Origin of the sequence: [Scytonema hofmanni] UTEX 2349 (assembly GCF_000582685.1) — a bacterium.
Classification (GTDB): Bacteria; Cyanobacteriota; Cyanobacteriia; order Cyanobacteriales; family Nostocaceae; genus Hassallia; species Hassallia hofmanni.
In genome coordinates, this window is record NZ_ALWD01000002.1 from 1 (window position 1) to 24,728 (window position 24,728).

The 24,728-nt window shown below is 41.9% G+C and carries 21 protein-coding genes; 7 read left to right on the plus strand and 14 right to left on the minus strand.

Translation table 11 applies throughout. The features are described from left to right. Window positions 1-490 precede the first annotated feature (490 nt). The gene (locus tag TOL9009_RS0100230) at window positions 491-805 is read right to left on the minus strand and encodes a Zn-binding domain-containing protein (RefSeq protein ID WP_029630355.1); all 315 of its coding nucleotides are present in this window, start codon (window positions 803-805) and stop codon (window positions 491-493) included. A 589-nt stretch (window positions 806-1,394) separates the two neighbouring features. Beyond that, window positions 1,395-1,535 (minus strand): hypothetical protein, encoded by a 141-nt coding sequence (locus TOL9009_RS46685; RefSeq protein ID WP_186227436.1) that lies wholly within the window; start codon window positions 1,533-1,535, stop codon window positions 1,395-1,397. Between the two features lie 94 nt (window positions 1,536-1,629). On the opposite strand from TOL9009_RS46685, the gene TOL9009_RS0100240 reads away from it, so the two are divergent. From TOL9009_RS0100240 to TOL9009_RS0100250, 3 genes are all read left to right on the plus strand, one after another. Further along, window positions 1,630-1,830: a hypothetical protein gene (locus tag TOL9009_RS0100240; RefSeq protein ID WP_029630357.1), complete on the plus strand. Its 201-nt coding sequence runs from the start codon at window positions 1,630-1,632 to the stop codon at window positions 1,828-1,830. A gap of 704 nt (window positions 1,831-2,534) precedes the next feature. Beyond that, window positions 2,535-3,185 carry a hypothetical protein gene (locus TOL9009_RS37185; protein ID WP_242055760.1) on the plus strand — a complete coding sequence of 217 codons (651 nt, stop codon included), beginning with the start codon at window positions 2,535-2,537 and terminating at the stop codon, window positions 3,183-3,185. Between the two features lie 466 nt (window positions 3,186-3,651). Next, window positions 3,652-5,085: a vWA domain-containing protein gene (locus TOL9009_RS0100250; RefSeq protein WP_029630358.1), complete on the plus strand. Its 1,434-nt coding sequence runs from the start codon at window positions 3,652-3,654 to the stop codon at window positions 5,083-5,085. A 62-nt stretch (window positions 5,086-5,147) separates the two neighbouring features. Here TOL9009_RS0100250 and TOL9009_RS0100255 read toward each other — a convergent pair whose 3' ends face one another. From TOL9009_RS0100255 to TOL9009_RS0100265, 3 genes are all read right to left on the minus strand, one after another. Continuing rightward, window positions 5,148-6,662: an IS5 family transposase gene (locus TOL9009_RS0100255; protein WP_029630360.1), complete on the minus strand. Its 1,515-nt coding sequence runs from the start codon at window positions 6,660-6,662 to the stop codon at window positions 5,148-5,150. 233 nt (window positions 6,663-6,895) lie between these two features. Then, complete coding sequence (locus TOL9009_RS0100260) at window positions 6,896-8,305, minus strand: hypothetical protein (protein WP_029630362.1); 1,410 nt, start codon at window positions 8,303-8,305, stop codon at window positions 6,896-6,898. Then, window positions 8,295-8,525 carry a hypothetical protein gene (locus tag TOL9009_RS0100265; RefSeq protein WP_029630364.1) on the minus strand — a complete coding sequence of 77 codons (231 nt, stop codon included), beginning with the start codon at window positions 8,523-8,525 and terminating at the stop codon, window positions 8,295-8,297. Before TOL9009_RS0100265 ends, TOL9009_RS0100260 begins: the two co-directional genes overlap by 11 nt. Before the next feature lie 531 nt (window positions 8,526-9,056). Here TOL9009_RS0100265 and TOL9009_RS0100270 point away from each other — a divergent pair. Further along, complete coding sequence (locus TOL9009_RS0100270; protein ID WP_029630365.1) at window positions 9,057-9,890, plus strand: hypothetical protein; 834 nt, start codon at window positions 9,057-9,059, stop codon at window positions 9,888-9,890. Window positions 9,891-9,941: 51 nt separating this feature from the next. Then, window positions 9,942-10,580 (plus strand): HesA/MoeB/ThiF family protein, encoded by a 639-nt coding sequence (locus TOL9009_RS0100275; RefSeq protein ID WP_029630367.1) that lies wholly within the window; start codon window positions 9,942-9,944, stop codon window positions 10,578-10,580. Window positions 10,581-10,965: 385 nt separating this feature from the next. On the opposite strand, the gene TOL9009_RS0100285 is transcribed toward TOL9009_RS0100275, so the two are convergent. The 4 genes from TOL9009_RS0100285 to dnaX all read right to left on the minus strand — a co-directional run bounded on the left by TOL9009_RS0100285 (window position 10,966) and on the right by dnaX (window position 15,284). Further along, a complete protein-coding gene (locus TOL9009_RS0100285; RefSeq protein ID WP_029630370.1) occupies window positions 10,966-11,889 on the minus strand; it encodes a ParB/RepB/Spo0J family partition protein in 924 nt (307 codons plus the stop codon). Next, a complete protein-coding gene (locus TOL9009_RS0100290) occupies window positions 11,870-12,511 on the minus strand; it encodes an AAA family ATPase (protein WP_029630372.1) in 642 nt (213 codons plus the stop codon). The genes TOL9009_RS0100285 and TOL9009_RS0100290 overlap by 20 nt, the downstream gene beginning before the upstream one ends. A 341-nt stretch (window positions 12,512-12,852) precedes the next feature. Beyond that, a complete protein-coding gene (gene holA / locus TOL9009_RS0100295) occupies window positions 12,853-13,845 on the minus strand; it encodes a DNA polymerase III subunit delta (protein ID WP_029630374.1) in 993 nt (330 codons plus the stop codon). Further along, the gene (dnaX, locus tag TOL9009_RS0100300; protein WP_029630375.1) at window positions 13,842-15,284 is read right to left on the minus strand and encodes a DNA polymerase III subunit gamma/tau; all 1,443 of its coding nucleotides are present in this window, start codon (window positions 15,282-15,284) and stop codon (window positions 13,842-13,844) included. Before dnaX ends, holA begins: the two co-directional genes overlap by 4 nt. A 140-nt stretch (window positions 15,285-15,424) precedes the next feature. Between dnaX and TOL9009_RS44895 the strand changes: the two genes are divergently transcribed. Then, window positions 15,425-15,640 carry a hypothetical protein gene (locus TOL9009_RS44895; protein WP_144238092.1) on the plus strand — a complete coding sequence of 72 codons (216 nt, stop codon included), beginning with the start codon at window positions 15,425-15,427 and terminating at the stop codon, window positions 15,638-15,640. A 186-nt stretch (window positions 15,641-15,826) separates the two neighbouring features. On the opposite strand, the gene dnaN is transcribed toward TOL9009_RS44895, so the two are convergent. From dnaN to TOL9009_RS0100325, 5 genes are all read right to left on the minus strand, one after another. Beyond that, window positions 15,827-17,059, minus strand: coding sequence for a DNA polymerase III subunit beta (gene dnaN, locus TOL9009_RS0100305; protein WP_029630377.1), 1,233 nt, complete (start codon window positions 17,057-17,059; stop codon window positions 15,827-15,829). A 269-nt stretch (window positions 17,060-17,328) separates the two neighbouring features. Further along, window positions 17,329-18,633 carry an ATP-dependent DNA helicase gene (locus TOL9009_RS0100310; protein WP_029630379.1) on the minus strand — a complete coding sequence of 435 codons (1,305 nt, stop codon included), beginning with the start codon at window positions 18,631-18,633 and terminating at the stop codon, window positions 17,329-17,331. Window positions 18,634-18,873: 240 nt separating this feature from the next. Next, window positions 18,874-19,293 (minus strand): hypothetical protein, encoded by a 420-nt coding sequence (locus tag TOL9009_RS0100315; protein ID WP_029630381.1) that lies wholly within the window; start codon window positions 19,291-19,293, stop codon window positions 18,874-18,876. 130 nt (window positions 19,294-19,423) lie between these two features. Next, window positions 19,424-22,339 carry an NHLP bacteriocin export ABC transporter permease/ATPase subunit gene (locus TOL9009_RS0100320; protein ID WP_029630383.1) on the minus strand — a complete coding sequence of 972 codons (2,916 nt, stop codon included), beginning with the start codon at window positions 22,337-22,339 and terminating at the stop codon, window positions 19,424-19,426. 31 nt (window positions 22,340-22,370) lie between these two features. Next, window positions 22,371-23,087 (minus strand): S-layer family protein, encoded by a 717-nt coding sequence (locus TOL9009_RS0100325; RefSeq protein ID WP_029630384.1) that lies wholly within the window; start codon window positions 23,085-23,087, stop codon window positions 22,371-22,373. Window positions 23,088-23,199: 112 nt separating this feature from the next. On the opposite strand from TOL9009_RS0100325, the gene TOL9009_RS0100330 reads away from it, so the two are divergent. Then, entirely contained in the window at window positions 23,200-24,723 is a 1,524-nt protein-coding gene (locus tag TOL9009_RS0100330; RefSeq protein WP_029630386.1) for an IS5 family transposase, read from the plus strand. Window positions 24,724-24,728: the final 5 nt, after the last annotated feature.

Genomic DNA, 24,728 nt, shown 5'->3' on the forward strand with positions numbered 1-24,728 from the left:
AAAATCTATGATTCAAAACGAGAAATAGAGGCTTTCATATTTTTCTTTTTTCGTATGAAACCACCCTGCTCATCGCTTGCGGGGAGGGGGTTGGGGGTGGGGTTCTTGTACCTCATGACACCGGGAAGTGCTGTATATTGCAATGGATATAGAAAAAATATGGCTTGCTAAGTTCCAAAATCCACTCTCATGGTATCCATTCAACTATCTCAAATTCTGCGGTTGGAGTAAGCAAAAAATAGTTTTCCAAAAGATTCTAGAAGCATGAAACTTGAGACAATAAGTATCTAGAAGTATTTGGTATCGGGTTCCTGTTTGAGAATAAGTCTGAGAAAATCTTCTGTTTACTTATGAATCGCCTTATTTTACTTTTCCAGTCTTTTCAAATCTTTTTTAATCTTGGATTCAGCTTAGGAAAAATGTTAAACAAGCGTGGGAGCGTTAAAAATACATTAGCCTCCACGAGTTAATTCCTAGAGGCTTTGATATTTTAGAGAGTTGGGAGTTCCTGGGGGATTGCTCTGAGTAAAGTTATCCCAAGTTGTTTGAGTAGACCTTTATTCCCTTGCGGACACTCATGTTGTTGAAGGCATTTAGGACAAGCAGTTTCGCACTCACAAGACTGGGCAAGCTGTGCTGCTGTACTCGCTAGTTTGGTAAGGTTTTGGAAGACAGCCTCGCTTGCGCCATTGCCACCTTCACTGCAATCGTAGAAAAGACCGTAATATCCTCCATCGCCGATGCGTTCAACAACGTAATTAATGTCGTTGTGCAAAGAAAGAACCACCACTGATAGCGCTGCCATTACCTGATGTCCGAATGAATGGAGCGCAATTAGATTGCTTGTGCCTTTTGGGTAATAGCTAGGACTTACGCACGCTCTCAAACGAATCATCTTGTGTAATAACGTAAATAGGTCGTTTCAGCCTTTTACAAACCATGCTTTGTTATTTGCTCCCGGCAGCTTGCCGTAAGCATCACAAAAATCTAGCTAAAAGCCCTGAAAAGCATATTTGCCATTTCGGCTTTTCTGTCAAGCGTAAGTCCTAATCTTATAAGTAATTAAGCGAACATGACATGACACACATAATTAATACGAAATTTGTAGCATCCCCTTGACATTATGTAGAGTAAGTACTACATTTGTAGTATAAAAATAAAGAGGACAACAAAAGGCAAAACTAAAAGCCCTTGGAACCTTGACAATTGCATAAATGCAACTTTTGGGGCCGCGATTGGTGTTCGACTGCTCCGAAGCCAACAAACGGACGGTTGCAGGATTCGGGTTCAATTCCCGACGGCTCCACTCTTTCTTGACTGCGATTGAAGTTGTGTAGACACTTCTGAGAGCAAGATAAGAGCATCGCAATTATGCTTTCCTTGGGTCTGTAGCTCTAACGGTAGAGATCCCGGATGTCACTTGTGCCCTGACAGAAAAAGCTTACATACTTGCTCAATGGTAGAGCGATCGTATCTAAAACGATAAGTTGCAGGTTCAATTCCTGCGGTGTAACCACAGCTTTTTCAACTTGCATGAGGTGTGAGTGTAACTCTCACAGGGAGGGTATCGGTTCAATCCCGATCAGATCCACTAATATCAGTTCGTAATTACAACAAGAGGTGATTGCAATGGTTCATATTCGATTTGAAGGACGTTCTGTTGATGTCCCAAAAACCCAATTGGGAATTGCAACAGGGATGAATGATGTAGCAGTGAAGGAGCGGGTTGCTCGGCATTTAGATGTGAATAGCGATCGCCTTTCTGCCTATGTAATCGATCGCCGTCCTAGTGGCGATTTGATCGTCCGCCCTGAAGCTGTCTATGGTTAACTTTCAGAGTCATCCGTGCCCCAACAGAAGAAGCATACATACACATTCATAACGGCCCTAAGGTAGTAAAGTTCGAGCGATCGAATAAGCGAAGCATGATTTCTAAGTCTCTCGCAGATTTAGCGTGTGTGCCCACTGCCAATATTTGGTAAGAGCGGCCGTAGCTGTAAAAAGCTTCTTGAACTTGCACGGAATGATTTAAGACTTAATTCCGCGCCCTAACTTGTAAAGCATACACACACTCCGGCAACGGAATGCAGGTTCAAATCCTGTCGCTCCCTTTGATGGGAGCGTAGCCAAATTGGTATAGGCAATTGTGAAAACTGCTTTACTAACTTGTGCGGAATTCCAATTATTTAAATCGGATTTATCAAACAGAATTCAGGAGTCAGGAGTCAGAATTCAGAATGAATTCTGTATAACTGGCGATGAATAACTGGGTTTAATACCCCCACCAAATCGTAGATTTAGTAGTCTTCAATCAGTCGTGAGTCGAATCGAATCTTCGACTGATAGCGTAGCGGTAGCGTTCGCGCAGCGTCTCGTAGAGAGGAACGAGCGTCTTGATTCTGACTCCTGAATTCTGACTTCTGAATTCTTCAATTATAACCTTTATTCAATACGGAGGTGAGTTCAATGATGTTAGCGTTCCTCATGTTTAATAACAACTCAATTAGTACAACTGCATTTAAACAACGTGAGATATGAGCGAACATCGTTTGAGCGAGATTGTAATTGAGCGTCCTCGCGGTGGGAGGAGAATTAGCCTCAAAAAGGTGACTGGCTTTAAGAAGCAATTATACAAAATCACCCAGGATGCAATTCAGGATGGATTGTTGAATCCCTACCTGATTAAACCAATAAATAAATCTAAGTATCTTTCAGACCATCTCGGCCCCTTGCGTCGATTTTTGCGTAGGCGTAGCCCGCCGCAGGCATCGCAAGTCGGACAGCCTTGGAATGACGTTTACAGCCAACTGTGTCAACGACTAGATCCTAGCACAATGGCAGGACAGCATGTTATCGATCATGTGTGGGACTACGTTGAACGGTATGTAGAAATAATTGATGGTGGTTTTTACAGCAAGCCTTATCGAGGGTATCGAATTCAGCTAGATGCAAGCCATCGCGATCGCTTCTATATCCATCCTGAAACTGGAATTCTTTGTGCAGCCGAGAAAATACCTCGAAAGCAGAAGCAAAAGCAGGAACAAACTGATATTGTCATCATTGATAATTATCATCAATACCAGAAGCTAAACGAGATTTGGTATTTAATTACCTTTGAAGATTTTCCACCGCCACCAACTCATTTTGTATTTAAAAATGGAGGTGAGGACGATGAAGAAGATTAATTCTTTCAACATCAAACTAAATCAAGAGCCTGAATATTTCTGGTTTTGAACCATCGAGCAAACGTCGTCGTGGCTACCCATCTGAAAAAGCTGTTAAACGTGGCGTAGGCGTAGCCCGCCGTAGGCATCGCCTTGTTCATGGCAACAAGGAACTACAAGAAAAGCTTGGTAACAATGACCTTTGTCTTTGTGGTTCTGGTCGCTGCTTTCAAAAAGTGCTGTCGCATTCTTCGGCAGATATGATGGCAGCTGGGAGCAGCTACTACTTTTAGGGAGTAGTACCAACGATTTCGATACTTTATATTACATCAAATTTCTATTTGGCAGTTGTTGCCGCGCCCTGATCAAAGAAGCTTACATAACTTTCCACAAGTTACACACAATGCTTCTACAACTTGCGCGGTGACTTTATCGCCCCGCGTGCAACATCTGCCTCCTCATCCATCACAATTAGAGGAGGTTTATAATGAACACCACAGAACGTGACCTGCGCCTGGAAATACTCAACAGTTTGCTGACAACTCCTCACCGCAAGCTTGAGCAAGTCGCAGAAATTCATCAGTTAATTATTGAACTCGATCCCATCTTCTACGGACACCTGGCAGTTTGGTATCAGCGTCATGGTGATGTCCGCGACCACAAGGAAGTGTTTGTTGCTCATTTGTTAACCAGTAATTTGACTGAACACCGAGATGCTGGATTTATGATGCTGCAAGAGTTTCCACCCTATCAGGTGGCTCGTGTGGTGGACTTCATGAAGCAGCAGCAGAATAAACTGCCTCGTTCCGCTCGGACTGCGGTACGGCGTTATCTAAAGGTGCGGGAGAGCAATCCGGCTCTATTCGATCGCGCCGCTTTGCGAGGTCGTAAAGCAATGAAGCACTTATATGCTTCACTGCACATCAAGCCAAATGAGCGGGCAAATGCGATTCTATTCTGCGATACTCCTCCAGAGGGTTCCTTAGCAAATGTGCTGAAGCAGCTTGCTAAGGCTGAAAATGCCGCAGAACAGGCACGGCTGATTGTGGAGTTCAAAATTCCATATACGATCGCAATTGGTGCAATCAAGCAACTCACACCAGTTGTATTGGTGGCGTTAATCAACAGCATGTCTCCACAGGAAGCGATCAACAACCTCAAGTCTCTCCAGACTAGAGGTGCAATGGATCACCCACAAGTCAAGAAGCTGATTGATTCCAAACTGGAAGCAGCGTCTAAGAGTGGGCGTGTCTCAGCATTCAAAGCACAGATTGCCACAGACGCAGGAGATTTTGACGCAGACACCGTTGCCCAACTAGAAAAGGTGACAAACGAACAGGTAAAGCGGCGTGGTGCGATCGCTCGTCCAACTGCTTTACTGGTGGACAAGTCTGGTTCAATGGAAAATGCGATCGCGACGGGTTTGCAACTCGCTGCCCTAATCTCTGGTATCACAAAGGCAGAACTGTTTGTCTACGCTTTCGATACCATTCCTTACGCTGTTACGGCAAAAGGCAAGGAGTTGACCGACTGGGAGCGTGCCTTCCAGCACATCAATGCAGGCGGTGGTACTAGCATCGGCTGTGCATTGGAAGCAATGCGGAAGAAGAAGCAGGTAGTTGACCAGATAATTTTGGTGACGGATGAGGGCGAAAATGCGGCTCCTTACTTCGGTGAAGTTTACAAGAACTACTGCCGGGAGTTGGCAATAATGCCCAATGTGGTGATTGTCCGCGTGGGTACTCATTACAACTGGGTGGAGAGTCAACTGAAGCAGCAGCAAGCACCTGTAGATACGTTCACTTTCGCGGGTGACTACTACAGTTTGCCGAACATCGTCCCACTGCTGACACGCCCCTCTCGTCTGGATTTGCTGATGGAGATTTTGGATATGCCATTGCCTGTGCGATCGGATAAATGAGATTATAAGTAGGGTTTGCTGAAAAAGTATGAAAAAGCAATTCTTTTGGGTTGACTAGTTATTCAAGTAAAATCAAAGATAAGCTTTTGTTGTTTATAAATAACAAAATCATAATTTTCAGTTATGCGAAACTGCATAAAAGGTGCAGTTTTCAAAAATAGACATAAAAAAGCATAAAAAACCCGCGACAGGTGAGTAGAAAGATTCATCACTAAAAAAGTAATAGCAATTGCAGTAAGAGAAGTGTGGGAAAGTTTCGCCATCACTCGATTGAGGCTAAACCTTCTTTTAGCTTGCCCAAATTTTCCTTCAATACAATTACGAATTCTCTCGGATTCTAAATCTTGCTTCTTTTTTTCTTTACTAACATTTACTGGTGGTCTTCCCAAAGCCGGTCCACTCATGATAATACCTCTTTCTTTGCACCAAGCTCGATTCTCTCTCGTTCGATAAATTTTATCAACATGAACGGATTCTGGATAATAGCCAGTATAATTTTTATATGCTTCTACTTGTGCTTTTAAGTCTCCAGATTCATTAAAATTATTCCAACTAATATGGTCTAAAAATACATATCCCTCAAAACAACTAGCAGACAATTTTGCCCCAAATTCTACAGGTTTACCTGCTTTACCCCGGACGATTGGACGGATATGCGGTTGGGTTAAACTAACAATGCGGTCGTCAATACTCTGTTTTTTATTTTCATACAACCATAGTTGTTGACGATAAACTTCTACAACTACAAGCAACATTTTATATTGTCTATTACTGAAATTTTCTAAAGTTGCTCCGTATATGATTAGCTGGTCAATATGGGATAAGTTTCTTTTGATATATTGAAGCTGCTTTTTAATCGCTTTTCTCCTATCTTTTTGGGATACACGACGCTTTTTAGCGACTTCTAGGTAGTCTTTTCTCCCTATTTCCCGATAAGTCCTTGGTTTTTTCTCTAATGTACCTTTTATCTGTTCATAAAGAAGGTCTATTATTCTTTCTGTCTGTTTTCTTGCTTGATTTAATAGCTCTAAATCTGTTGGATAGCTGATGTCTGCTGGCGCACAAGTCGCATCTAATATTAATTTTCCCCGATTTTTTGGCGTGTTATCTTCTTTTTCTAATTCTTCTGTTTTTTTTTCAGTTGATTCAGTTGCTAAAGTCAAAGATGTTGTCTCTAGCATCCTCTTAACAGTTTCTTCATTCACTTTGTTTACTAAGTCTGCACTAATTCTTTCACGAAAATGGACTAACATAGATGCATCAAATGGAGCTTCATTAATATAAGATGATATCCCTATGAAGTACTGTAGATAAGGATTTTCTTTGATTTGTTCTACTGTCTCTCTATCACTTATTCCTAGTTTTTCTTTGATTATTAATGCCCCTAATGCCATCCGAAACGACTTTGCTGGCGCTCCCATCTCTACAGAGAATCCGGATGAATATTCCTCTTCAAATTCTGCCCAGGGTATTAAATTTCCCAGAATAATCCAACGATTATCTGATGACAACTTTCCTTCAAACGGAAGTCCAAAATTTTCTGGTGAGACTGGAGGTTGCCCCTGTTTTCGATACATATGTACTAATAACCCACTCCTGAGTGCTAGTCACGTAGATGCAAGGATTTTGGGTTATTTTAGCCTCTTATCTTGCACCTGAATATATTTCTTTGGTCTGATGATCTGAGAATGTAAGCTTTTCTTTCTTTTTCAGCAAACCCTAAGTAGCATTGCCTATCATTTAACTATGGTGGGCAATGCTATACCTGTAACCTGCTACTCCTAACTCAGTTCGTTCTTAATTAGCGAAATTATTTATAATTATTACGAAACTCCTGCCATGATCTCCTAGTCTCCAAAGACCAAAAGATTTCATCCTGATCGCCATTTATAAACATATCTAAAGCTTGGACTACTTCCGGCCAACCATCAGGTAATATTCTGTGGTTATTTGTTGGTTCTCCGATAGGAATATCGGTGTAAAAATCTGTATCAGATTTAGATATTTTTTTTAAGATATGAAGCATGGCTTCTAGTGCTATACCCTCTGCAACTTGACTAGAATAAATTATTGGAAGTTCTGCATCTGTATATTTTCCATGCAGCAAATTGTTTCTTATATTCAAAAAATCAGGTGTTCCCTTAGATGTTTTGATATATTTATTCCAACTAACTCCTAGAGAATCAAGAAAAAATCGAATTGTTAAGGAAAGAGGTGGTGTTCTACCATTTGCATTCTTCGCTTCATTTAATGAGTCCTGAAAACTTCTATTTGAAGGCAAAAGAGGTGATTTTTGAATCAATGCATTTTCAAGTTCTTGAATACCTCCCAACTTTTTTAACCAGTAAGAGTAGAAGTACTCAATCGCAGAACAAGATGCATATAATTTTAATTCTGAAGTGACATCCAAAACTGTTGTCTTAAGCTGAAGAATACCATTACTAAGTTGCTTATCCAATGGACAGCACTCTAGGAAGGCTTCAGCATTATGATGTATAGAAACACCTAGCGTTGGCCATGCCTTTGATAATCTAGAAATCCTTGCTTTTTCCTGTATAGGAACTAATTTTCCTTGAATTTCCTTATCTAGGGATTTTGAATAAATTATAAATTCATAGTAAATTGGTATAATTTCATAGTCACAAAGTATGCTTAAAAAAGCACAACATTCAAACATTGCTTGTTCAAGCTCTTGAATCTTCTGTATTAATAAACTTTGATTAGTTTGAGGATTAATAGAACGTAATATATCTATGAAGCTAAATCTGTAGAATGTTTCTATATTCGGTTTTCTAAATGAATCTTGACTGTGTATTACATAGCTTTTACCACATTTTAGTTCATAGTGACTATTTAAAAAGCAGTATGGACTGAAAGACTGCGTTTCTGCTAAATTTAAATTATTATCGCGTTTCTTCGGTAAGCCTTGAAACTCAACTCCAAAAATTTCATCTGATGAAGAGACATCATCGTTGAGATATGCCTTTAACCGAACTAAATCACTAAAATCTTCTTCTAGAGACAAATTGGAATCCCAGCCGGAGTATATAAACATTTGGTAACATCTAAAGTTTATGAGTGGTGAATTGTAATTGGGCATATGAGCTATACCCATTAAAATAACTTTTTCTTGAATAACAATACTCTGCTTGTTGGCTTTATGTAATTTTATATTTATACCTGAGTAAAAGCCGTTTTCATCTTTATTATCATCTTTCAAAATTATTTTTAACTTTATGTAATTTTATATTTATACCTGAGTAAAAGCCGTTTTCATCTTTATTATCATCTTTCAAAATTATTTTTAACTTTAGTTCTGTGGCATCTGTAAATCTTAACTGTAGGGTAACATTTACAAGTAAAGTTAACTCATCTAATAAAAAATGGGCTTCACCGTGATAATCGCAGTCGCAAGGAAAGTCTCTAAACAAATTACTCATAAGCGCTCACCTATTTGTTATTAGACCCAAGTCTAAATTACTATTTGTAACATAAAATATTTAGATTTAGTATAAATTAACACTTTAGCTACAAATCCTTTCTCAACCCAACCAGGTGATACTGATGAGCGACATGAAGAAGGCGTATAAAGTAGCAGCGATCGCTTTACTCCAAAATCCCCCTTTTCATCTCTTCCAATTTTATGTAGTATATTGTATTATATTAATATCCTGCGTGCCCTAACTCTTGGAGCCTACATACTAGTACGAGAGGAACGGTACACTGTCAAATACAGTGGGCGTGTGTGAACGGGGAGTGCGAAGAACCTGGGAGGTAGGCTTAAAAGTAGCCATCCTTGAAAGAGTGTGTAACAACTCACCAGCGGAGTCCCTCTAGTAACTGAGAACACGCAATGCTCCACCAACTTGCACGCAGAATTTTATTAATTCGTAATTCGTAATTCGTAATTAAGAAAGTCAGATTTTATAGGGTTGCATTGGTAGCCTTATTTTTGAAAATTGGTATTAGTTATGACTAACATATTTAAGCTAATCAACCAAATAGCGATCGCAGAAGCACAGTTATATACCACTCAATTCCTCGCGCCCTGCGTCAAAGGTGGACGAGTTCGCACAAGGGTAGCCGGGATGATCTACACCTTCACGCCAAAGCCTAGTAAATTTGAAGGTTGGGGCATCTTTCAGGCTGTGGATGAAAAGACAGCAACGGTTGTAGAAGAAGCAGACTTACCCCAAATTGCAGAATATCTACAACACTTTTCCCAAATACGACTGCGGTTAGCACACCAACTGCGGGGACAAACTTGGTTAGTATACCCTGTGAATGAAGTAGATATGCGTCAACGGTTGAAGGTAGTTAAGCCGATCGCAGTTCACTTAGTAACTGAGGGTATCGCCTTTGAGCAAATCATTGCCCGTTGGAATGGACATTCATGCTGGTTCGAGGAAATCGATCGCCGTACCGATCCGACAATTGTGGAAACTCTGCAATCTGCAATGAAGCAACTCATTCCGGCTGACGAATTGCAATTCAAAGGCATCACTCCAGAAATCCGCACAGTGTATGAATTAGCAACTCGGCGCATTGAGGGATTTACTCAACCCCAACAGGATGAAAAGCGATTGAGAAAGGCATTGCAAATGGGTGGCGGTACCTTAAATCAATTCCATGATCGCAGCGATTACTGGACAGTCGATTGGACAACTGCTGATGGTGTTCGCCATAGTAGTGCGATCGCTAAAACTGATTTGACTGTTGTCAGTTCTGGTATTTGCCTGAGTGGACGCGATCGCGATTTTGATTTGCAATCCTTAGTGGGTGTTATGGAACACCAAGAGTATTAATTACGAATTACGTAGCTTGCTTCTCGCCTTTGGCGAGTATTACGAATTATTATGAGTATCTTTTTTCACGAGCAGCTTTACCGCACTAATGCTGTGATGGCAAAGCTAAAGAACTATCCTGTAACAATTTGTGGGGCTGGAGCATTAGGAGCTAACATTGCGGAAAACTTAGCTCGGTCTGGTTTTGATAAACTTACAGTGATTGATCGTGATCGCATTGAGGAACGCAATCTTTCAACTCAGCCTTACTACCGTTCCGATGTTGGAGCCTTCAAAGCGAAGATTTTAGCGAACAATTTATATCGAGCAATTGGTACTAAAGTTGATGCAAAAACAAAGGAGTTGACACCAGCAAATACAACTCAACTACTCAAAGACAGCCAGCTAATTGTTGATGTTTTTGACAATAGCGTGGCACGTCAAGCAGTGAAAGATTATGCAGAACAATTAAGCATACCTTGTCTTCATGCGGGACTATCGGCTGATTATGCAGAAGTGATTTGGAATGACGTTTATCGCGTTCCTTCTCTTGTTAATGATGATGTCTGTGATTATTCCCTAGCACGAAACCTGGTGATGTTAACCGTTGCTGTGACGTGTGAAGCGATCGTTTCATTCATTGCCACAGCAGAACAGCGTAACTTCAGTATCACCCAGAAGGATCTGACTGTTCAATCTCTGTTTTTGTAGATTGCGTAGACGCTCTTAGCGGCTTGTGGCAGACATCGCCCATCATAATTTACCAAATTCTGGGGATTTAAGTAAAGACCTAGAACTAGCCCTTTCAAGGTGTTGTGTAATGGGCTGATTTGTAGTTTGGTTTAGGGAGGTGAAAATATCTTTCTTGGAGAATAGAAATGTTAAGCTTGGCAGCTGTTTGAGCATTTTGTAAAATACAGTCCGTTATAGAGTGATGGTTCACGGACTTTTAGAGAAAGCGCTGTGTCCCCAAATCCTGGGTATTTTGCCAGCAGAATCGGGTAGGATTCGTTGAAGTTTAACTGCTTGGCTTCCCCGGACAGCAATAGAGACCTCTGGAGGTAAGGGATACCTCCAAAGCTTTGTCTGACCACTCTCATTCATTAGTCAGAAGTGTTTCTATCTGCGCTAGTAGTTGCTCTAGGTGTTTTTGCTTCTGGGGGTCATTCCAAATCTTTGATTTTTTTAAAAGACTATAAGTTGTATCCACTCGACTTTTGAGCGTTGCATTTTCTCCTTTATCGCTGGCTAATGGGCGGTTAATAGCGGCTATTTTTTCCTTAATCTGAGTTAACGACAAGTCAGAGGCGATCGCTTCCTCTAATAAAGCTTGACGTAAATCTTGGTCTTTTACCCTGGCAATAACCTGAGCTTTGGTATAAGCTATTGATCCGCTTCGTAGAGCTTCTTTAATTTCCTCTGGCAATTTAAGCAGGGGGAGACGAGTGGTAATAAAGGATTCCCAGCTAACTAGACCTAGTGAGTCAAACAAGGACTGAATAGCTTCACCTTCGGAGTTAGTCAAAACGTTTTGACTAACTATGCCGCTGGCTTCATTTCTCATCCGGTACAATCGTGCCACTACTTCGGACACATCCATTTCTAACTTGAATGACAGTAGTTGCAAAATCCCTTCCGTTTCCTCAACTGGGTTCAGGTCTTCCCGTTGTAAGTTTTCTATGAGGGAAAGTTGTAGTGCTTCAGAGTCACTGAGGGTGCGGATGGTCACAGGAACTTCACTTAACCCAGAGGCAACAGCTGCTCGGTAGCGTCTTTCTCCAGCCACTAGCTCATACTTGCCTTCATTGTCGGGCAGTGGGCGTACCAGTAATGGCTCTAAAATACCATGCTCGCGGACTGAATTCGTCAGTTCCTGAAGCTTTTGAGGATCGAAATAACGTCGGGGCTGACTCGTTGGTAGAGTAATGGCAGTCAACGGCACGATCTGTTGACCTGACGGTTGTGCCTGGGGTTCATCCCCGAAGACAAAATCCTTGAGACTACGCCTTGATGCGGTCATTGAGAACCTCCAGAGATTCTTTGAACAGAGACTCATAATCTTTGGCTGCTTCTTTGGCTGCTGCTCCTGACATTTGAAAAACAGTTTTCTCCTGTCCTGGGGCATCAGCAAGACACTGGCGCTGGTAAATTGTGGTGGAGAGGAGGGGAAAGGGATTTCCCTTGAGAACTTCTCTGGACTCCTGCAACAACACAGTCCCCTTAGTAGCGCGGCTGAGGAACATAGCTGCTTTGGGCATTCCTCCTCTCAATTCCTGAGCGTGCCGAATAAACCTGAGAATCTTGCTACTGCTGTGGAGGTCAAGACCAGAAGGTTGACACGGCACAAGTGCCAGGTCAGACCGAGCGAGTATTGCTTTGGTTACTTCGCTGAGACTACCTGGTCCGTCAATAACTATGGCTGAGTATTGTTGGACAAGCGCTGGCAGGGTTTCAAATAACTCTTCTGGATCGCTGATTACTTGGTAGGGCAGATTCAAGTTTTTTAGCCAGGTGGAACTACTTTGTTGAGCATCGGAATCAACTAACAGTGCCGATCCCCGCTGGTTAAGCCAGTAGGTCATATGAACAGCAGCCGTTGATTTGCCGACCCCTCCCTTTTGATTTGTGAAGGATACAATCATGGTCAGAATGTCAAAATGGTAATTAAAAATCGCTACTTGAATAGCAATAGGTTCGTTTGATATTCAGTAAAGTGGTTTATTTATTGTTGGAGGTTAGCTTGAAATTTACCACATCAAAGCCAAGCTGAACTATTATTTAACTTGTGTGGAGTCTGGGAAGCATTAATTCCCCTGCCATAATATGCAGATTTGGCGGCGGGATCAAAGGACTCTCCAGCGAAAGATGTGGCATTCGATCAAAATTTATTTCTGGCATTGCATCAACTATTTTTATCTTACGACGGATGTTGCCTCTTTCCACCTTTAGTCGGATGGAAAGAGGTTATCAGTGCAGTTTCAAGTTACGTCGATTGGACTGGTTGAAATAATCGTGCAATTGTAAGTATTGAGGGCAGCATAGAATCTGTTTTTGCTCCCCGTTTGAGGGACACTTCCAACTCAAGCAGTAATGTTACAGCTTGAGCGAGAGCTAATTCAGATGTCGCTGCCACTTCTTTCTTGAGAAAATAAACTCGCTTTGGATTGGCAATTTGACAGACTTTGGCTATTTCACCGTCAAGTTTAACTCCAGAAACGATAGCGAAGCGCTGCTGCGAAGCGCAGATCGCTGTTTTAACCCAAAGCCACGTTCGGAACTGAGTGGAGAGCGTTGCACAAATCACCAGTGGGAATTCGGCACGCGCCAGAAGTTCATTGAGCAAAGTTATCGCCTTTCTAGCATTATTTTCTCGGATAGCTTCGGCTAACTGGAGGCTGCTTTGAGTCCGTGATGGAACCAGCGCCTGCACTTCGGCATTGGTAAGGCGGCGACCTTCTCCATAGATGGCGAGTTTTTGCAATTCCGATTCTGCACGGGTTAAATCATTCCCAATAGCTTGAGCCAAATAATCAACTGTGTTAGTGTCGAGTAGCAGCTTTAGGGACTTAGCTTGTGACGATATAGACTGAGCAATTAAATCGGTGCGCCACGGTGGGATCAGCATGAATTCCAAAAGCATGGCATGTAAGATTAAGAATTTGGAAACCTTCAACCGCTTGTCAAAGGACGGTGCAACAAACACCAAGTGGGAGAAGTCCGGTATTTGCGGAAGAAGGCTGAGAGTTTTCAGCATGTCGTCATCAAATTGCTTGAAGTTGCAATCTTCTACGACAATTAACTTTGTTTTTAAAGTGCCGAACGGGATCGTCAAAGCGCAGTCAATAGCATCACTGAGGGACGATTGAGGAAATCGGTGGTAGTTAAAGGTCGTCCAAGCTGGGTCGAGAGCGCTTTTGAAAGACGTAAGTTTTTTTTTGATAGCGTATTGATCGTCGCCGATTAGCAGTGTAATCATTTAACACGACGCTCCTTAATCGATACAGTCACTCTTGCTCCAGTAGCTTTCTGGAACATTTTCTCCACCTTTTCGGTATTGCAATTAAATTTGTGGAAATATTTTGCTTCGACTGTTATGACAGCAAAGTCACTCTTCAATTCAACAAGTTCAGCATGTGTCAGCAAAGAACGATTGTTAGGTGTTGCGGACTCCAGTACTTTGTTCCAAATAGCAGTCAGGTTATTCGTTGAAACTTTCGGCTGAGATTTTCTTTTGGAATTCAATACAGTCTTTGAGCCGTTGCCGTTGTTTGAGCCGTTGCCGTTGTTTGAGTTGTTGCTATGCTCAGATTGTGTTATGACCAGTCCCAACAAGCAGACTTCAAGCCAAAGATGAGGTTGGGCTGCATTGCGAAGTTGGTTTTCCGATTTTTGCAACTGAGTAAGCCCTGCACTGATTGTCTGGTAGTCCCAATTTGTCGCTAGTTGTTTGAGTTGGGAGTAGCTGATTGCCCCAGTAATCAGGTCTTGGCTTTTTGGGGAAGCTATAACTATAACCAAGTCGCGGTAGATGGTGAGCAAATTGCTCAAAATCAGTTTGGGTGTTTTGCCGTTGTCTAGGAGCGAGCGGGACAATTGCAACAATCCGAATATATTGCCAATCTTTATTGCTTGGAGGATTGCCACCAAGTCTGATTCTGCCACACTTCCTGAAAGTTCAATAACGTGGCTTTTAGTAATTTCAACTCCCAAGAGACTCAGCTGATCTAATAGTTGTAAAGCATCTCTTAATCCACCGTCAGCCGTGCGTGCGATCGCCACCAAAGCTTGATCAGCGATCGGCTTCGCCGCGCTGTAGGCGATCGCAATAGATTCTTTTTGGGCTACGAACCGAAGTTGCTCTACAATAGCGCTAATGGACAAAGCACGAAAGTTAAATACTTGGCATCGGCTTGTAATTGTCGGCAGAACTTTGTGAGGTTCCGTTGTGCAGAGAATAAATACTACGTGTGCGGGTGGTTCTTCAATGCACTTCAAAAGAGCATTGAATGCCTGTGGGGTAAGACAATGACATTCATCCAAAATAAAAACTCGATAGCGTCCTACCGCTGGGGCAAAACTACTACGCTCGATTAGACTGCGGGCATCATCGACCCCATTGTTGCTAGCCGCATCAATTTCGGCAACATCCAAACTGGTACTTTTATCAATAGAGCGGCACGAATGACACTCGCCACAGGGATGGGCAGTTGGTTTAGGGCTAGCGGTACAGTTTAGTGACTTCGCAAATATCCGGGCTGTCGAGGTTTTACCCGTTCCTCTGGAACCGATGAAGAGGTAAGCCTGAGCAATTTTGCCTGAAACAAGCGCATTGATAAGAGTTTTTTGAACGTACTCCTGACCTGCCAACTCGTCTAATGTGCGCGGTCGGTACTTTAAGTGCAAAGGTGTGTGCATTTTTGTAATTGTTGAAATTTTCAGGTTCTACCCTTAAGGGCAGTAAATGTGTCATTTTTAGGACTTACGCAAAAATCCTCAAAAACCTTAATTTATCGAACCGTTTTCGCGCCTCGCATCTCCGATAGGAGAAGGAGAAGATGCCAAGAACACCTTTGCGTAGCCGCGTGCCTCTGGTAGAGAAGCGTCTCGTACAGCGCTTCGCGCATGAAAACCGCGCAGCGTCTCCGCGATTGAGAAGAGAAGAATTCGTAGAGAGTCAGCAGATCGAAAACTTTTGGAAGTTGACGCTCATAATGAGGGTTTCAGCCGTCGGTTTTGGGACTGGCAATCATAGCCAGTTGCGATCGCTCTGAAGCCCACTCAGAACAAAAGTTCTTGAAACGCAGATTAAAAGCTGATTTCGGCTCCTGGTATTCCTAAGCGTAAATCAAAGACTGGTAAGGTTTCTGGAAAACTTTTCGGTCTACTGAGAGTGGGTAAGTCCTGATTTTAAGTCTTGAAGACTCATTGGAGGTAAAGAAGAGTGGAAATAAGAAAATTTAGCTTTTCGATTCTTGAGACATTGGCATTAATAAATACTTCGCCTCTATCCGCACATGAGGCTTGTCTCGATTGCCAAAGGGAACCAGAATTGCCGGACCGTCAGGTGAAGTCAGTTGCATTTGTACTTCAGAGCTTTTGATTGCCTTCACTCCGTCCAGCAGATATTTGACATTGAAGCTGATATATAAACTTTCCCCGGAAATGCAGGCTGGTATTAATTCTTCTCCTTCGCCAAAATCTCGCGCTATGAAGAGCGAAAGTTGTTGCAAATCACTGTTGAAGTAGAGCTTGACAGTCTTTTCCTTCTTGTCAGCCAGTACCGCAATCCGTTCTAAGGCTTTTACTAGGGGAACTTTTTCGAGTATTATTTGTTGCTTAAAGTCGTGTTTTAAGAGTTCTGGGTAAGCTGGGTACTGTTCACCTAGACAGCGGCTGACCAGACGTTGTTTTCCCCATTGGAAAGCGACGATTTCTTCTTCTTGTTTGTAGTACAAAGCCACTGGCTCAGTAGAAGTACGTATTTCCAGGATGCGTTCTAATTCACGCAATGCTTTGGCGGGTACAGTGAATGATAGTGACAGTGGTGCATCATCAGTCGTGTTAGACTGTTTCTTCTTTGGAGCGATGCCTTGGGTTGATGCTTGTAGGACTGCTAGCCGATGACCATCTGTGGCGGCAAACTCTAAAGTATCCTGCTCCAGTTTTAGATGAATACCTGTCAAGATTAGTTTGGTTTCGTCGGTGCTGGTGGCAAATAAGGAACCTCGCAATCCTTCTTTTAAAGTCTCTACTGGCAGGTGTATGGCTTGTTGCGCTGTTACTACAGGAATGCGAGGAAATTCCTCTGCACTAAGACAGCGCACCTGATAACGTCCTGAATCGGCAGTCAACGTGGCAATTAACGATTCGACGGTTTCCTCTGATTGCGCTGGTTTGTCTGCTTTTACCGCTTGGTTATTTAGGGTGATATTGCCATTTGGAAAACGTTCAACAATATCACTCAAAATTTCGACTGGGATAGTAATTTCTCCTCCTGTTCGGACTTTAGCATCAAAGCTTGTTTGAATTCCCAGGCTGAGGTCAAATACGGTTAGATGCACTTGCTGCAACGTTTTATCGGCGACCAGGAGAACATTAGCCAGCACTGGATGTGTTGGACGTTGCGGAACAGCGTGACTAACTAGTGACAGATTTGTGCTTAGGTCATTCTGACTGCAAATTATTTGTATCCCTTTAGTTTCTACTAAAGGTTGCTCATCAGTTTCGGTCTGTGGCTGAATTGGTGTTTCAACTGGCTTCGAGGTTTTTGAACGTTGCGTCTTTAGTGTTTTAGGCATTTTCTTTCATGTCAGGTATTCTGACATAAAGCTGCGTAAGCAGCTTGCAAAAAAAAAGAAGTAGCGATCGCACGGTAACGATTGTCCTATACCCAAAAGCAAATTATGCCAAGGTCAATGCGTGAAAGCGATCGCTAACTCAAAAATTGAATTAATTAGTGTTAATGAACAACGAAAACTCGACGACGTGCACGACTGGCAGCGACGTACCACAATTGATTGCACTCTCTAACTTTGTCGTTTTTGTTCAGGTCACATCCATCTATTCCCACTTCGTCAAAAGTGCTGCCTTGACTGTTATGCACAGTAAGCGCATAACAATTACGAATGTCCGCAAATACTTCAAGATGGTTGTAATAGGCTTTCCAAAGGAAAGGATTCTTTTTGGCATTCCGCAACAATTTTGCATTATCTTTCTTATACCTTTTGGTATCATCTTCATGCAAAACGTAAATTTGACGAATTGTTTTTTCATCCGTCACTACCTTTAATTGCCAAGCTTTGTAGCCAGAATATCGGTCTTCACAAAAGTCCAATATTTCAATTTCTGTTGAAGTTGGTAAAATGATAGATTTTCCATCTGGAGCCGTAACTGGACTTCTAGTAATTAGCCTTTCACCAACAATGAATCTAGGTGCGTTTTCTCCGTAAATTTTTGCCCGTATCTTTGAGTTATAGTAATCAACTTTGTTGTTAGTCCAGCACAAAATCCGAAAGCAATCTGGGTTTTGAGTAAAATTTTTCGAGACTTTCTTAAACGCATATCTCAACAAAGTATTTTCTTTAACCATGAATGCTCCATTAGTCTTATCTGGCAAATACTTTGAGAAAGGTTTGAAAGCCTTTTGACTTTTAACTGCTTTTCTACAACTTGTGACAAATTCCAGTAAGGGGCTATCAGTACCTTGTCGAACAACTTCAGTTAAAATCGCTTTATTAGGTACACTGAAGGATAGCGATTTAACTTCATCAACAGGAGGCAACTGGGCTGGATCGCCCATGAGGATTAGTTGCTTATTTGTAATTAAAGACCGACTGATGCTTTCAGTAATCCAATGCCAAAGCTCTTTGTTGACCATACTGCATTCGTCAAGAAAAACAAGGTCAAATAAACTGAGCATAGAAGGTGCGGTCTGCTCTAAAACCTTATTGCCGCCCCTTCTTACCAATCCAAGTCCCAGGAGTTGATGAATGGTGAAGAAATCTACTCCGTATATCTCATTTTTTGATGCCATACGTTGTAACACCCTCACTGCTTTATTAGTTGGTGCAGTCAGGGCAATTCGCTTTCCTCCACCAATAAGTATTTTTATTAACTGAAAGATAATTGTTGATTTTCCCGTACCAGCGTATCCAAGGATAAGGAAAATGTTTTTAGTGCTTTTGAGAAATTCGTTCATTAACTCAAGAGCTTTGAGTTGTTGAGATGTAAGACTAAAGTCAGCAGTTTGTAGGGTTTGGAGCATTTTGACTTTTCCGCTATGTTTTAAATTACAAACACAGCGTTAGCTGTCATAATATTAGCCACTGAAAGAATGAATTTTTCATTATCCCTGCCAATGCCTTGATGTCCTTTTCTACATCTTGAGTCGGTTAATATGCCCTTCAAGCAAACCCTTAGTTACTGAATGTGATTACCGCGATAATTATTAAATTTCCACCCTGTAACTTGGGGATAAAAGTGCGGATTGTTTACATTTTGTCAGTTACACAGTTGTATCAATCATGTCCTTCTTCAAGAGCAAAAGTTGTTCTAGTTTTTGCAACTTCTCCAACCTTTGTCGTCTGGCTGCAACCGCAGCCCCAGTAAGAGGCTTGCCTTTTTTATCCAAAAAGAGTGATGTCTCAAAACCACCATAAATATCATTTGCTTGTTGTTTAAAAGGCATAGTCTGGTGGTTATTTACCTCAACAAAGCATTCTCTATCAACTGTTGATTTGGTTAAGGAGTGCATTTCAGCAGTTGAGAGCATCACTTTTGATGAGCGTGACTGGTTAGGATTTTCAACAGCAGGTTGTTTAAATTGCTGCTTTTTCATGCATGAGCGATAATCAGCCACAAAAATGCACTCCACGCAGAAGATAAAAATGAACAAAGCGATCGCAAACAGTGTGTGTTCTGACATTTATTTAACTCCTAAATTAAATTTGAGAGCGGTGTGCAAAGAACTTAGTAGCGGCGGAAGCGGTAGCTTCCAGGCGTACTGAATTTTTCCGTTCCCAAATAGTTAGGAGCTATTGAACTTGAGCAAAACATTATAGCCGCTGCCGCTGGATGAGTTGACTAAATAGTCCTTCTTTGTGGGCGAGTTGATCAAAATTACCCTCTTGTACTAAGCGTCCATTTTGCAGAACGTAAATGCGATCGGCATTACGAATGGTGCTGAGACGGTGTGCTACAACGATACGAGTAACATTCAGCTTCTCTAAGCTTTTGCTAACTATCGCTTGCGTTTTGTTATCTAACGCGCTGGTGGCTTCATCAAAAAGCAGAATTCGCGGACGGAAGGCAAGCGATCGCGCAATCAATAACCGCTGTCGCTGTCCCCCGGAAAGATTTGTCCCACCTTCACTGACTACTGTATGCATCCCCATCGGCATTGCCGCGATATCATCAGCTAAACCCGCCATTTTTGCCGCTTCCCAGGCTTCATCCATTGTCAAAACGGCGTTACTGGAAATATTTTCCAAAATAGACGCAGACATCAAACGACTGCCTTGTAAAACAACGCCTAACTGTCTGCGGACTGCATTCACATCTAACCCAGCAAGTTCCTGTCCGTCGTAATGGATGCTGCCAGACTCCGGAGTGTCAAATCCTAACAAAATTCGAAATAACGTGGATTTACCGCTTCCAGAAGGACCGACGAGAGCGATAAATTCTCCTGCTTCTGCCCGTAAACTAACATCATCAACAGTAAGCGGTCCGTCGTTACGATAGCGAAATACCACATTTTTAATTTCGACTCGTCCAGATAATCGACCAGGGTCACTTTTACTACCATCAACTTCCGGGATGGCTTGCAGGATTGGTTGGGCACGTTCCCACAAAGGTAAGACTTCCAATATATCTACAACGGTGCTGCTCAAGCTAGTTGTGCCGCTAATAAACGTACCAAATGCAGCATTGAATGCTAAAAAAGTACCCGTGGAGAAAGTATCATTATTTGCAGGCGATCGCAGCAATGTTGTAGCACATGCAAAAATTACTGCCGGCGTTAATGCTGAGAGGATATTGTTAACGACCACAAGGTTATCTTCGATACTTTGCGAATCTAAAGTCAGGTGCAATTGATGCTGATATTGTTTTCCCCAGTAAGCAAATGCTCTAGCTTCGGCTCCAGCAGTGCGGAATTTTGCTACACCGCCGATAATTTGCACCATCATCCCAAAGAGTTTGCCTTGGAGGTTGAGCAAGGGACGGACTTTACGTAACGTCAATATACCAGAAATAATTGTAACTGTAACGTTAATTAAAGCAACAAATGTGGCAATCAGCGCCAAAGGAATGCTGTAGTAAAATAGTAATCCTAAATTGAGCAATGAAAAGACGCTGGAAAAGAAACTTTTCAAAAGAGTGTTGCTCAATTTGCCGCGAATTTGACTGATGACGGAGACACGAGCGCTCAAATCACCAATTGAATAAGAACGAAAAAATGATGCTTTGAGATTTAAAAGGCGATCCCAGACGGCAGCTTGGGTGGAAGTGTCTGCAAAAGTTTCCAAGCGCATAATTGCAACTCCTTGAGTGAGTTGAAATAAAGTCTGCGCTAGCGTTGTTGCAAATAGTCCCAATGCTAGCTGAAATAACAGCGCTCGGTCTGCGTCTGGTATGGCATGATCGATGAGGATGGCGATCGCTTGCGGCGTAATCATACCGATAATGGTGGTAGCAATTCCGGCAAACAGCAGCGTCAAAAGTTCTTTGGAATGTCCTCGCAATGCGAACCCAAGCAAGTTAAGTGGTTGAAGATTTTCTGGTAAGGGGCGATAGAATGTGTAAGCAGTGGGGGATAAAGTCGCAGCAATTTTTTCATTGCATAAAGAGCGCGTTTGTTGCAGGGGGTCGATAATTTGGTAACGGGTGTCAGATATTGGTAATATGGCGACTGGACGATTATCTTCTAATGTGTAAGCTAGTAGCGGACCGCTGTCTTGATGCCACCATTTATCTCGCAGGGTAATGCGACGAATGCGGATGCGGGAAGCACGGGCAATTGCCTCCAGAGGATCGCGATGGCGTCGCAATTCTGAAGAATTGCCAGGGGGATTAATAGTGATGTCTAAAACTCGCGCTACTGCACCAGCGGCAAATAGTAGCGCTTCTTCATTGTTTAGCGGTTGTTTAAGGGGAGAATTCGCTTTTTCGCCATCGAAGATATGAGCAAAGTTATCTAAGGTATTAGCGATCGCTTGATTATTCAGTTGTTCCCGTTGTTTTAAGCGTCCTAATTCTACTTTTATTGCTTTTTGTTCGAGTTGCCCAATTGCTTGTAATACAAAACTTTGCAGGCAATTTAAACCGTCTAATAAACTGCTAGCATCTAATATATCTGCATTTACCGAGTCAATTTCTAGGATATCCCTCGCCTGCAACCATAGATCCCCTAAAAGCGGAATTCGTACTATATCAGACGTGAGTTCTAATTCATCTAAGCCTAGTAAGTTTGCTTGTCCCTGGAAAACTTTTACCCAAACAACTATATCATGTGGCGGTTGAAACACTTCATTACTCGCTAAAACGGCGCATCCTGGTGCTTTTGTGGGAGTGGGTAATGTTGGCGAAGTAATTTCGGATACGGTTGAACTTAGATGATTTACCCAGCGTTGGATTTGGTCAATGGCGGATTTTTCTTGCCTAATTAGATTGCAGAACTCATATTTTGAAAGTTGTAAAAGTTCAGTTTCTTCGAGAGCGATCGCTAAAATTTGCTGCTGTCCATCCGAGGAAGTTAGCATTGCCGAAAACATCGCTTCACCCACTTTGACGCTAAATAAATAACGTCGTTTGCCCTTGGGAACCCCATGTTGAACGTTGATGGCAAAGAGTGCTAAACTGCCAGATTTAATGAGCCAAATAGTTTCTGGGTTGTCGAGTAACAAAGGCTCATTGCTTTTGAAAAAATATGGTTCACCAAATAAATTTAAGCGATGATTACTTTCTGCTAGCATAATTGAATATTTACAGTAGTTCTGTAAATTACTATTTCTGGCTAGGGTTAGGACATGCAGAAGTTGTCGGAGGCGAAGATGGTGTAGCTTGCGGTGCTAGGGCAACAAGAACAATTTTACCATCGGCAGTTTTCACCCAGCCTTGTGCTTCGATGATTGCTGTGGGGGGAGTAGGTGCTTTTATCGTTGCTTGAGATGTGTTCGGTAGATCGCTCTCCAAGGTTGCCAGCGGTGCAATACTGCTTGTACCATTCAATGGTTGCAGAGAATTGGGTGGTATGCCGCGTCCGGTGACGATAAACTCACCTAAAGGTTTGGCATTACGACCTCTACCGCAATCTTGAGCAATTTGGTTGCTGGCATCAAGGACTTGATTTGGTAGTTCGATTAGTCCTTCTGTAGGCTGGACATCGGGTTGTTGGATGGAGATTTGTCCTTGTACTCCTAATTCTGAACTTGCGGTAATATCGTTGGTTGCATCTGATGGTTTCGGACGCGGTTCAATACCGAGAATACTCCGAGCGCGAATGTTAATATTACCACCTTTGCCACTGTAAGCGTTTGCAATGATATCGCTATTTTCATTGGGTACAGCGACGATAAAGGGTGTGTTAATTGTGATGTTACCGCCATTACCTCCAGCTTGTGCGGTGCCTGCGGTGGTAGAAACAAAGCTATTGTTGCGTAGTAGTAAATATTCGGAAAGATTTAAATTAGGGTTTGCTGACAATGTAGAAAAAGCTAACACCGTGCGGATTGTAAAGCTTATACGTCTTGTTAAGTGCAAGAAAAAAGGATACAATAACCCAAAACCCTTGCACTACCATTCATAGTCAGTACAGTTGGTGTAATTAGTACCCATGTACAGGAAACAAGAGCAACCTCCAATTTTACCGGAAAATTTTGAACTGACCAACGAATGCAAATTATCTTCTGATAATCGGTGGGTAATTATGGCAGAACTAATACCATGGTCAGAATTTGAAGAGGAATATGCCTCATTTTTTCATCAAGAAATAGGTGCACCTGCCAAATCTTTTCGGATGGCGTTGGGGGCATTAATAATTAAAGAGAAACTGGGAATCACCGATAGAGAGACAGTAGAGCAAATCAAGGAAAATCCTTATCTACAGTATTTTATAGGGATGTCGTCCTATAGTAACGAAGCTCCATTTGATGCATCAATGTTAGTCCACTTTCGTGAAAGAATAAGTGCAGACTTAGTAAATAAAGTGAATCAAGAAATGGTGAAGAAGATGCTCTTCAAAACATCTTCTCAAGCAACTCAAAAAAAAATAGAAGAAAAAGAAAAAGAAATAAATGAGTCAGCCACACCTGCGGCAGAAACCCCACTAACGAAGCTGGAGAGTGAGCCAAAAAATCGCGGAAAATTAATATTGGATGCGACTTGTGCGCCGGCTGATATCGGCTATCCCACAGATTTAGGACTATTAAATCAAGCAAGGAAACACACAGAACAAATTATAGACTCTCTTTATGAAGTTAGGAAGGGGCAATTAGAGAAAAAACCAAGAACCTATCGGGACATAGCCAGGAGAGATTATCTAGAAGTAGCGAAGAAACGGCGTGTATCACAAAAAGAAAGAAGAAAAGCAATTAAAAAACAACTCCAATATATTAAAAGAAACTTATCTTATATTGATCAGCTTTGTCTCTCAGGCGCAACTATTGAAAGTCTAAGTAACAGGCAGTACAAGTTGTTGGTAGTAGTTGCAGAAGTTTATCGTCAACAACGATGGTTGTATGAAAATAAAAAACAGAGTATTGATGACCGTATTGTTAGTCTGAATCAACCACATGTCCGTCCAATAGTACGAGGAAAAGCCGGGAAAACCGTCGAATTTGGCGCAAAATTGTCGGCTAGTTGCTTCGATGGATATGTATTTTTAGACCATATTAGTTGGGATAACTTTAATGAATCAGGAGATTTTAAAACACAAGTAGAAGCATTCAAAGACTACACCGGATTTTATCCAGAATCTGTCCATGTTGATAAAATTTATCGCACAAGGGAAAACCGAGCTTGGTGTGCTCTAAGAGGTATTAGAATCAGTGGATCTCCTCTGGGAAGACCTCAGAAGAATGTTAGTAAAGAAAAAAAGAAACAAGCCAAAGATGACGAGAGGATTCGTAATTCTATTGAGGGAAAATTTGGACAAGCTAAAAGAAGATTTAGCCTGGGTCGAGTGATGGCAAAACTTTCTCACACTTCTCTAACTGCAATTGCTATTACTTTTTTAGTAATGAATCTTTCTACTCATTTATCACGGCTTTTTTACGCTTTTTTATGTCAATTTTTGAAAACTGCGCCTTTTTTACAGTCTTTTATTAGGAAAAATAATAGTTTGACTGATGCAATATAATACAA